We start from the raw sequence: 9,339 nt of genomic DNA on the forward strand, positions 1-9,339 counted from the left end.
GGCCCAGGGGGTGGTGGGCACTGCGACCGGGAGACGATGGGCACCGGAGGCAGGGAGAGGGTGGGCACCGCAGGCCGGGGAGGCGGTGCGCACCGGACCCAGGAGGCGGTGGGCGGAACCAGGAGGCGGTAAGCACCGGACCCCGCACACGAACGTCCGGCCCGCCGTACCGGGTGTGCGAGCATGTCAGCCATGGCTCGACCCAGGAACCAGGCGGAACGCCGCGCCCAACTGATCGACGCGACCGCCAGGACCGTGGTGGAACTCGGGGCCACGGCCACCAAGCTGCGCGACGTCGCGAAGGCCGCCGGTGTCACCCCCGCCTCGGTGCTCTACTACTACGCCGACATCCAGGAACTGTTCGCCGCGGTCTTCGAGCGCAGCGCGGCGACCTACTTCGTCAGCCGCGAAGAGGCCATCGCGGCGGCGGACGGCCCGGTGGCCCAACTGCGTGCCTGCATCCATTCCGGCGTGCCGTGGCCCGGGGAGAGAGAGCAGAGCACCCGCCTGCTCTTCGAGCTGTTCCCCGTGGCGCTGCGCAACACCAGTGCCGCACACCGCCAGAGCCTGTTCGCCGACCAGCAGAGCGAGCTGTACCGCCAGGTGCTCGAACTCGGGCAGGCGAGCGGCGACTTCGCACTGATCGGGGATGCCCGCGCCCTGGGGCGCTCCTTCGTGGCCCTGGAGGACGGCTACGCGATGGACCTGCTGGTCGGCAGCGCCACCGCCCAGGACATCGAGGACCGGCTCATCGGGCACGCCCGCGTCGTCACCGGCAACACCACCTTCGGCTCGGGTGCGGCGGGGGGCCGCAGCGGCCGACGTGAGGGACGAAGCCGTTAGCACGCGTTACGGCTGATCTAAGGTGTGCCGATGCAGCCTTCCCAGCCCTCACCGTCGCCGCGGATACCGGCGAACGAGCTCAGACCCGGCCGTCACTGGTATGCGATCGCGGCCGCGATCACGGTCGTGCTGATCGTGCTGGGTGTGGCCATCGGCGTGTACCGGTTCAAGGACGCGATCGACGCGGTGGATACGGGCAGCCAGTTCACGAGCGGTGACACCGTCACACTGCGGCTCGGCCCGGAAGACGAGAAAGCGATCTGGATCAGGGACGAGGAGTTCAGCGCGGCATCCGACCAGGCATGCCGCATCACCGGCCCGGGCGACCCCCGTCTCACCGATCCGGGCATCGACGTGTTCCTCACCCGCGATGCGACATGGAACCCGCTCCACACCATCTCCGTGTCACGGGCGGGCGGCTACGAGGTCACCTGCACCTCCCGGAACGCGCCGTCCCGGTTCGCCATCGGGGACGCGGGAGGCCTCGTCAGCTTGGGAGGCTGGCTGATGCTGGCCGTCCTCCTTCCGCTGCTCGGCATCGGCACCGGGACCATCGTCGCCCTGGTCACCTACTTCCGCCGCAGAGGCCACCGCGGGCGGCTGCTCGCCGAACGTCAGGGTCGCGTCGGGGTCGGGTGACAGGTGCCGTGCCGGTGTCTTCGACGGGATCGGCAGCCCACCGCGCCCCCACGCCTCCAGCATGCGGACCGAGACGTATGTGCGTTGCAGCGCACTCCAGCTCCTACGTTCGGCAGCATGCGATACATCAGACTCGGAACGACCGGCCTTGAAGTCTCCGCCATCGCCCTCGGCTGCATGAGCTTCGGCGAGCCGGACCGGGGCGGCGAGCCCTGGTCGCTGGGCGCGGACGCCAGCCGGGAGATCATCAAGCAGGCCCTCGAAAGCGGCGTCAACTTCCTCGACACGGCCAATGGGTACAGCGCCGGAAGCAACGAGGAGATCGTCGGCCAGGCGGTCAAGGACTTCACCCGGCGCGAGGAGGTCGTTCTCTCCACCAAGGTCTGGATGCGGATGCGCCCCGGCCCGAACGGCGCCGGGCTGTCCCGCAAGGCGATCTTCGCCGAGCTCGACGCCTCCCTGAAGCGACTGGGCACCGACTACATCGACCTGTACCAGATCCACCGCTGGGACTACGACACCCCGATCGAGGAAACCCTTGAGGCGCTGCACGACGTGGTCAGGTCCGGGAAGGTCCGATACATCGGAGCTTCTTCCATGTACGCCTGGCAGTTCGCCAAGGCCCCTGTACCTGGCCGACCTGAACGGCTGGACCCGGTTCGTGTCGATGCAGGACCACTACAACCTCATCCACCGAGAGGCGGAGCGGGAGATGTTCCCGCTCTGCGCCGACCAGGGCATCGGTGTGATCCCGTGGAGCCCCCTGGCGCGGGGCAGGCTGGCGCGCGCCCGGGACGCCGCCACCGCGCGGGCCGGGACCGACGAGGGCGGCAAGATCCTCTACCGCGACGGGGACCAGGCAGTGGCCGAGCGTGTCCACGAGATCGCGGGCGAGCGGGGTCTGTCCCCGGCCCAGGTCGCGCTGGCCTGGGTCATGCGCAACCCGGCGGTGACCTCGCCCGTCGTCGGGGTCACCAAACCGGCCCAACTGGCCGACGCGGTCGCCGCGGTGGACGTCGACCTCGACGAGGACGAGGCAGCCTGCTTGGAGGACCCCTACCAGCCCCACGAGACCGCCTACCTGGAGGAGTCCTTCTACAAGCGGCGGCCCGTGGCAGGCTCCCGGTAGTCCGGGCTGCCGCCGGGCCTTCGGGTCGCGGCACTCCGGCTGCTGCGGTGCGCGCCGCTCGCGAGGGGCACTCCGGCTGTCGCGGGCGCGCCGCTCGCGTCGTCTCAGGCGCCCGGCGCGGCCGACCGGGGCATGCCGCGGAGGGCGCGAACCAGTGGTCTGCGCTTCAGCGCGGGGAGTTGATCAACGGCCTGTTGCCAGAGCTCCAGCCGCTCCGGCAGCCATACGAAATCGGTGCTTCCGGGAGGAAGCGCCACATGGTGGGTCACGAGCTGGATCACCGCGTCCAAGGTGTGCTCGCGCAGGATCGTCGACAGGACCAGTTGGCGATCGGCTGTCGTCACGCCTTCGTCCTCGTGCAGGGCCTCCGCCTCCCAGAGGCTGAGAAAGTCCGCTGCCGCCACGGGGTCCTTGGTCTTCAGCACCACGTGTCGCAGCAGGTGGGCGGCCAGATCCCGGTCGCCCAGGCCCTGTCCGGCCTGCATCCGGCGCAGGTGCGTCGCGATCTGGGCGACCCGCCGCAAGGGCTCTGTGGCACCCGTGGGTACCGCGGCGGCTTGCTCGGCCGCCAGATCCTGCAAGGGAGGTGCGAGCCACAGGAGTCGCTCGGCGGCCGACGGCGGAGGGCTGGACGTCAGGATGCCCAACGTCGCGACAAGCGGCCCCCGTGCATTGCGGACCGCCTGCTTGTCCGAGCTCCGCTCGGCCTTACGCAGCGCTTGTTCGCACGCGTGCACCTCTCGGACCAGCGCGGCGTCGGAGATGGACACCGCCAGCACGGGATACAGCGCCTGGGGAGTGATCCGCACGATGCTTCCGAAGTCGCCGCGGTCGTTGCACGCCGCTTCCGCGACGGCGGCCAGTGCCGTCTCCGCCCCGCGCGTCCGGGTCAGGGACTCCAGGACCTTGGGGACGGTCTGGAGCCACATGCCCAGCGTGACCAGGCGCGTCAGACGCTTGGCGGCGTCCATGGGCAACTGGCGGTAGAACCAGATGATCGCGTCACGCATCTGTCCGGGCTGCGGCCTGCCGCTCACGGCCGCCGTCGCGAAAGCGCGGGCGTCCACATCCGGGTGCTTGCGGTCCAGCAGCGCCAGCGCCGCCGCCGCGGCATAGCAGGGCAGTTCCCTGAGCCGCCCGTACACCGTGGCGCGCTCCTCCTCGGTCCGCGCCTGTGCGTACGCCTCGACCAGGGTCTCCAGCAGCGCCACCTGATCAGGACCGAACTCGCGATCGTCCGACGGACTCGTCGGCACCAGCGGCTCGGCCGATTCCGTCCGTTCGGCGGCGGCAGCTCGCTCCAGCGCCCTGTCCAGCCGCTCCTCCAGGTCGGCGCACCTCTGCCGCAGCTCCTCGACGCGCGCGCCGGTGGCCTTCAACTCCTGGCGCAGCTTGTCCTGCTCCGCCTCGTGCTGCTCCCGCTCGCGGACCTGCTCCGCGCTCAGGGCGTCCAGCCGCTCCTGGAGGCGCCGCGCCCGCTGTTCGAGCTCGGTTTCCCGCAGCTTCGTCTCGGCGAGCTGCAACTCGGAGGTCTCCAGGGCCTCGGTGATGCGCTGTACGTCATGACGCTGCGGATGGCGCAGGAACAGTGCGCGCTCATGCAGGGCACGCAGTTCGTCGTAGGCGGACTCGTCGAGAGACTGCCTGGTGATCTTGCGTACCTGCTTCAGGAAGGCCTCGACGAAGTCCCAGTCCGGTACGCGCTCCCCCGTCACGTACTTCGACAGCGTGCCGCTGGTGACATGGAGGCGGCGGCCGAGCTGGTTCTGCGATATGCCCAGCTTCTGTACGCGCACGACGAGCACGCGCAACGCGGACCCGAACTGCTGCGCGACATGGTCCGTCTCCTCCCTGAGGACACGCGACAACTCTTCCGCGCCATCGCCACGGGCCGCCGGAACGGACGCCCCCGACAGCTCCACCTCTGCTGAGTCGCTCACACCACTGCTCCCCTGCTGCCCACGATCGGCAGTGCTTCCCTCTCCTGCTGCGCTTCAGCAGCGCCCGGCCCTTGGACGACTCTGCCGTAAGAACGGCGCACCGGTCGCCGCCCGACTCGCAGGAGTACAAGGATGAGTCATCCTTCCATCGCCGCCCGCAGATCGTTTCCCCTTCGACCTCAATTCCGGGGGCCCCGGAGGCTCCAGGACAACGGCGGTGCGCGGTGAGCGCCGCCGAGGCCGTCCACGCTGCCGAGTTCGTGCTCGTCCTGGTGCTGATCGGCCTGCTCGGGGCCACCGAGCTGTTCACCATGCTGCTCAACAAGTTGCGGCAGGCCGGAACCGCCTGGCGGGAGATGCGCAGGGCCTGGCGGAGTGATCCGGCCCGGCAGCCGGAGGACCGGGCCGACGACGCCGAACCGGACCGACCGCGTCAACCGCCCCCGCGTCGCTAGCCCGCGCGTCCCGCGGCGCACGGTGCAGGGCGACGCGGAACCCTTTCGCTCGCCGGGGTCTCTACCTATCTGTACTGCTGTCCCCCTTGAGAGGAGTTGTTCTGCATGGCGCGTCGCATTCGCGTACTGCTGCTGACCGCCCTGGCGCTCATCGTGGGCTCGGTGATGGCATCCACTCCGGCCTCCGCCGTCATCGGCGGATCGAAGAGCACCTACGGTCCCTGGGCCGTACGCATGCTCGTCGACGGCAAACCGGCGTGCACCGGCACGGCGGTGGCCCGCCAGTGGATTCTCACCGCCTCGCACTGCTTCTACGAGCAGGCCCAGCCCGTGCCCGACCGGCGGATCTCCTTCCGGGTCGGCAATCTCGACATGCGCCGGGGCAAGACGGTGCACCCCATCCCCCGCAAGCGCGTGGGCAGCGCGCACGCCGACATGATGCTCATCAAGGTCGACCCGATGAACGTCAGGACGGCACGCCTGTCCAAGGTCGGCGTCAAACGCGGCCAGGCCGTACGGCAGTACGGATGGGGCGCGACGTGCACCACGGACGAGAGCGCGTGCCAGTCCCCCGTCCTCAAGCAGTCGGACCTGAAGGTCGTGCGGGCCGACGACCCCCTGTGCGCGGGCCACACCGCGCCGGGCGGCCCCGACTTCTGCATGAAGAAGGTCCGCGGGATTCCCGCCGGGGGCGACTCCGGAGGCCCGGTGATGACCGTCGGCCCGCGCGGCACGGAGACCCTCATCGGCGTCTTCAACGGTTCGGACCGGGAGAAGAGCGCCGAGGCCGGGGAAGTCTCCCAGCAGCTCTCCTGGATCCGCTCGGTCATCCGCCGATAGCGCGACGGCGACAGGGCGGTCACGTCGTCAGGTCTGGGCGTGGTGGCTGGTGCCTTCGCCGGTCACGCCGAGTGCTTCGCCGATGGTGATGGTGGTCAGCCACTCCAACCATGGTCAGGGAACCACGGTCAGGGCCGCCACCTGGCCCGACGCCGGATGCGACGAGATCCTCCTGCTCGGACCGGCCGACCCCGTTGATCCCGGTGGTGACCGCTGTCGGCACCATGGGCAGGGGCGGTACGGGCAGGTGGCTCTCCTTCCTCAGGACGGGAGTGCGGAGCGGACCGGTCTCGCCGTCAGTGGTGCTGCACTCGGCGGCGGCGCGTGCGCGGCAGCCGGACGGGCGGCACCCCCGACGGCGAGCGGCCCGGGAAGCGCCGGTCTACCCAGCGGCGTGGCAGGTACCACCGCGGACCATGTCCAGGTGGCTCTTGACCACCGGGCGGGCGGTGCGGGCGGCGGCCACGACCTCGCCATTGCGCCCGTGCCTGATCTCCTTGTCGAGCAGCGTGAGCGTCTCGCGGTGCGCCGCGTCCTGAGCGGTGAGCCACGCCCTGTCGTACGCCGGGCTGCCCGCCTTCCGCTGCACGGACTCCAGTTGCTGCCGCTGCTTCGCGGACGGTGCGGACGGCAGTCTCACGTGCAGCTTGGCGGCGAGCTTCTTGCCTGCCGCGTCCAGCTTGGAGTGGTCGCGCACCAGTACCGCACCGGCGTCGCGCACACAGGCGGTGGTCGCGTGCCGCCGGGCATCGTGGCCCGCGGCGATCTCGGCGAGGTTGCCCTGGTGGATGTGGGTCAGGAACATTCTGTCCTGGCTGCCGACGGCGCTCTCGGCACCGGCCTGGGGCACGGCGAGGACGGACAGCGCGGCGGTCAGGAGGGCGGCAGGTATCAGTTGTCTGCGCATGGATGTGCTTTCTCTCGGACCGGCGTGGCGGCACAGCCGACATCACACCGGTGAGCGTCGCGGGCGCGGGAGACCGCGCCCAGCGGTTATCCGTCCCACGCCGAGGCCGGTGCCTCACGTTCTCGGTGGTGGGCCCACCCGAACGGCCGACATCCCGGACACCTGGCATGGAAGGGTGAGCTGCGGATACTCCGGCCGGTATGGCAGAAACCTCTGAGACCAAGCGAAGCGCCGAACGCCTGCCGCACCCCCGCGAGGGGACGGCCGATACGCCGGGCCCGGACAGGCCCGGCCCGGATGAGACCGTGGAGCGGCGGGAGCCGGACCAACCCACGGAACTGCCCCCGAAGTCCTGGTGGGCGGTGCTGAAAGGGACCGGGAAGGAGTTCAAGGACGATGAGCTGGCGGACCGGGCCGCGTCGTTGACGTACTACGGTGTGCTGGCACTGTTCCCGGCACTCCTGGTGCTGGTCTCGCTGTTGAGCATCGCGGGGAAATCGGCGACTGACCAGGTGCTGGACACCGTCAACAAGCTCGCCCCCGGGTCCGCACGCGACATCATCAGCGACGCGGTGCGACAGCTCCAGGAACGCGCCGGTATCGGCTCGGTGATGGCCGTGGTCGGTATCGTGCTCGCGGTGTGGTCCGCCTCGGGCTACGTAGCGGCTTTCATCCGCACGGCCAATGCCGTCTACGACATACCCGAGGGCCGGCCGGTGTGGAAGGTGCTGCCCGTCCGGCTCGGCGTGACGGTGGTGCTGCTGATCCTCGCGGTGGCCAGCGCGCTCATCGTGGTGTTCACCGGGAGCCTGGCCCGCCAGGCCGGAAACGCGCTCGGGATCGGGGACTCCGCGCTGACCGTGTGGACGTACGCGAAGTGGCCGGTGCTGATCGTCCTGGTGACCATCATGATCGCCATCCTGTTCTGGGCGACACCGAACGTGAAGCAGCGCGGCGTGAAGTGGGTGACGCCGGGCAGTGCTCTGGCGCTGTTGATCTGGATTGCCGCCTCGGCGGGCTTCGCCGTCTACGTCGCCAACTTCGCCTCGTACAACAAGACCTACGGCACGCTGGCCGGGGTCATCGTGTTTCTGGTGTGGCTGTGGATCAGCAATATCGCGGTTCTGCTCGGCCTGGAGTTCGACGCGGAACTGGCCCGCCAGCGTGCCGTCGCCGGAGGCTGGCCGCCCGGCCAGGAGCCCTATGTCACGCCCCGGGACACCCGCGCGTGGGACGAGGAGGACCGCGAGCGTCTTGAACAGTGACGGCGGAGCACTGACGGCGGACCGTCCGAGCCGTTGCCCGCGATCCGTACCAGCCAGTTGGCTCGATCCTGTGAAGGGTGTGTGCAGCGCTGTGGCCTGGGGCGTTGGTCCCCCTCAAGCGCGGGTACCCGGCCGACGTCACAAAGGATGGAGATGAACCATGGACGAGACAGGCGGCCGACCGGCAGCCGCCCGCGCCACAGGGCAGGGCGCCACCGGTGAGGAGCGCGTCGGTGAACTGGTGCAGCGGGCCTCGCAGCAGCTGACGGAACTGGTGCGCGGGGAGATGCGCCTCGCGCAGGCGGAGATGAAGGACAAGGGCAAGCGGTACGGCAAGGGAGGCGGCCTGTTCGGCGGGGCAGGACTGGCCGGGTTCCTGACCTTGCAGGCCCTGCTCATCACCCTGATCGCCGCGCTGGCGGTGCCGTTGCCCACCTGGGCGGCGGCGCTGATCGTGACGGCCGTCTTCGGGCTGGTCACCGCGGTGCTGGCGCTGACAGGGAAGAAGGAGGTCAGCCAGGCCGCGCCGCCCGCGCCCGAGCAGACCATCGAAAGCGTGAAAGCCGATGTGGCCGAGATCAAGGAGAGTGCCAAGCGATGACGCAGCCGCCCCACGACAAGCCGACCGCCGAGAGCCCCGAGGAGCTGCGCGAGCAGGTCGCACAGACGCGCCAGGAACTGGGCGACACGGTGCAGGCGCTGGCCGACAAGAGCGACGTCAAGGCCCGCGCGCAGGAGAAGGCCGCCGCGCTCAAGGAGCAGACGACGGCCAAGACCGCGGAACTGACCGAGCAGACGAAGGCCAAGGCCGCGGAAACCGCGCAGCTCCTCCAGGACAAGCTGCCCGAGCCGCTCAAGGACAAGGCCGCCGTGGCCGCGGAACAGGCCAAGGCCAAGGCGGCCCAGGCCGAACGGCTCTGGCAGGACAAGGCGCCCGAGCCGGTGCGCAACAACCGCACTCCCCTGCTCGCCGTCGGCGGCGCGGCCCTGGCCGCCTACTGGCTGCTGCGCCGCCGCAAGAAGTAGGCGGGCCGGCAACGGGCCGTCCGGGACATCCGCGTCCCGGCCGGCCCGTTGCCGTGCACCTCTGTTCGTGGATGTGCGGCCTCAGCGCCTGCGCAGAGTGAAGGCCGCGGCGAACGCGGCCACCAGTGTCGAGGCCACCCCGCCCACCGCGCCGACCGGTCCCGTCAGCGCGGGGTGGCGCAGGCACAGGTAGAGCGTGGCGCCCAGGACCAGGGCGACGACGATGCCCAGCAGCAGGAGCAGTACGGGGTCCGTCGCCGGGGCACCCCGTACTGCTCCTGCTGCTGGGCATCGT

The 9,339-nt window shown here is 70.3% G+C and carries 10 protein-coding genes and 1 pseudogene; 8 read left to right on the forward strand and 3 right to left on the reverse strand.

Annotated elements, in window-relative coordinates:
- Positions 1–192: 192 nt before the first annotated feature.
- From AB8Z36_RS17220 to AB8Z36_RS17230, 3 genes and pseudogenes are all read left to right on the forward strand, one after another.
- The gene (locus AB8Z36_RS17220) at positions 193–843 is read left to right on the forward strand and encodes a TetR/AcrR family transcriptional regulator (RefSeq protein WP_369214197.1); all 651 of its coding nucleotides are present in this window, start codon (positions 193–195) and stop codon (positions 841–843) included.
- Between the two features lie 30 nt (positions 844–873).
- Positions 874–1,482 (forward strand): hypothetical protein, encoded by a 609-nt coding sequence (locus tag AB8Z36_RS17225; RefSeq protein WP_369214198.1) that lies wholly within the window; start codon positions 874–876, stop codon positions 1,480–1,482.
- Between the two features lie 117 nt (positions 1,483–1,599).
- Positions 1,600–2,611, forward strand: a pseudogene (locus AB8Z36_RS17230) (aldo/keto reductase).
- Between the two features lie 104 nt (positions 2,612–2,715).
- Here AB8Z36_RS17230 and AB8Z36_RS17235 read toward each other — a convergent pair.
- Entirely contained in the window at positions 2,716–4,533 is a 1,818-nt protein-coding gene (locus AB8Z36_RS17235) for a helix-turn-helix domain-containing protein (protein ID WP_369214199.1), read from the reverse strand.
- A gap of 242 nt (positions 4,534–4,775) precedes the next feature.
- Between AB8Z36_RS17235 and AB8Z36_RS17240 the strand changes: the two genes are divergently transcribed.
- On the forward strand, positions 4,776–5,006 hold the full coding sequence (locus tag AB8Z36_RS17240) for a hypothetical protein (protein ID WP_369214200.1): 231 nt from the start codon (positions 4,776–4,778) through the stop codon (positions 5,004–5,006).
- A 105-nt stretch (positions 5,007–5,111) separates the two neighbouring features.
- Positions 5,112–5,846, forward strand: a complete 735-nt coding sequence (locus AB8Z36_RS17245) for a S1 family peptidase (RefSeq protein WP_369214201.1) — start codon at positions 5,112–5,114, stop codon at positions 5,844–5,846.
- A gap of 382 nt (positions 5,847–6,228) precedes the next feature.
- Here the strand turns inward: AB8Z36_RS17245 and AB8Z36_RS17250 are convergent, their stop codons facing one another.
- Positions 6,229–6,753 carry a DUF4142 domain-containing protein gene (locus AB8Z36_RS17250; RefSeq protein WP_369214202.1) on the reverse strand — a complete coding sequence of 175 codons (525 nt, stop codon included), beginning with the start codon at positions 6,751–6,753 and terminating at the stop codon, positions 6,229–6,231.
- A 200-nt stretch (positions 6,754–6,953) separates the two neighbouring features.
- Between AB8Z36_RS17250 and AB8Z36_RS17255 the strand changes: the two genes are divergently transcribed.
- The 3 genes from AB8Z36_RS17255 (at position 6,954) to AB8Z36_RS17265 (ending at position 9,044) form a co-directional block, all read left to right on the forward strand.
- Positions 6,954–8,018 carry a YihY/virulence factor BrkB family protein gene (locus AB8Z36_RS17255; protein WP_369214203.1) on the forward strand — a complete coding sequence of 355 codons (1,065 nt, stop codon included), beginning with the start codon at positions 6,954–6,956 and terminating at the stop codon, positions 8,016–8,018.
- 160 nt (positions 8,019–8,178) lie between these two features.
- Positions 8,179–8,619 carry a phage holin family protein gene (locus AB8Z36_RS17260; protein WP_369214204.1) on the forward strand — a complete coding sequence of 147 codons (441 nt, stop codon included), beginning with the start codon at positions 8,179–8,181 and terminating at the stop codon, positions 8,617–8,619.
- The gene (locus AB8Z36_RS17265; protein WP_369214205.1) at positions 8,616–9,044 is read left to right on the forward strand and encodes a DUF3618 domain-containing protein; all 429 of its coding nucleotides are present in this window, start codon (positions 8,616–8,618) and stop codon (positions 9,042–9,044) included. Before AB8Z36_RS17260 ends, AB8Z36_RS17265 begins: the two co-directional genes overlap by 4 nt.
- An 81-nt stretch (positions 9,045–9,125) precedes the next feature.
- On the opposite strand, the gene AB8Z36_RS17270 is transcribed toward AB8Z36_RS17265, so the two are convergent.
- The coding region (locus tag AB8Z36_RS17270; RefSeq protein WP_369214206.1) for a hypothetical protein at positions 9,126–9,339 on the reverse strand (214 nt) is incomplete at its 5' end.

This window comes from Streptomyces flavofungini, assembly GCF_041028215.1.
Classification (GTDB): domain Bacteria; phylum Actinomycetota; class Actinomycetes; order Streptomycetales; family Streptomycetaceae; genus Streptomyces; species Streptomyces flavofungini_B.

Coding starts and splice junctions, on each gene's coding strand:
- AB8Z36_RS17220 (WP_369214197.1), top strand. CDS start 193: ATGGCTCGACCCAGGAACCAGGCGGAACGCCGCGCCCAACTGATCGAC.
- AB8Z36_RS17225 (WP_369214198.1), top strand. CDS start 874: ATGCAGCCTTCCCAGCCCTCACCGTCGCCGCGGATACCGGCGAACGAG.
- AB8Z36_RS17245 (WP_369214201.1), top strand. CDS start 5,112: ATGGCGCGTCGCATTCGCGTACTGCTGCTGACCGCCCTGGCGCTCATC.
- AB8Z36_RS17250 (WP_369214202.1), bottom strand. CDS start 6,753: ATGCGCAGACAACTGATACCTGCCGCCCTCCTGACCGCCGCGCTGTCC.
- AB8Z36_RS17255 (WP_369214203.1), top strand. CDS start 6,954: ATGGCAGAAACCTCTGAGACCAAGCGAAGCGCCGAACGCCTGCCGCAC.
- AB8Z36_RS17260 (WP_369214204.1), top strand. CDS start 8,179: ATGGACGAGACAGGCGGCCGACCGGCAGCCGCCCGCGCCACAGGGCAG.
- AB8Z36_RS17265 (WP_369214205.1), top strand. CDS start 8,616: ATGACGCAGCCGCCCCACGACAAGCCGACCGCCGAGAGCCCCGAGGAG.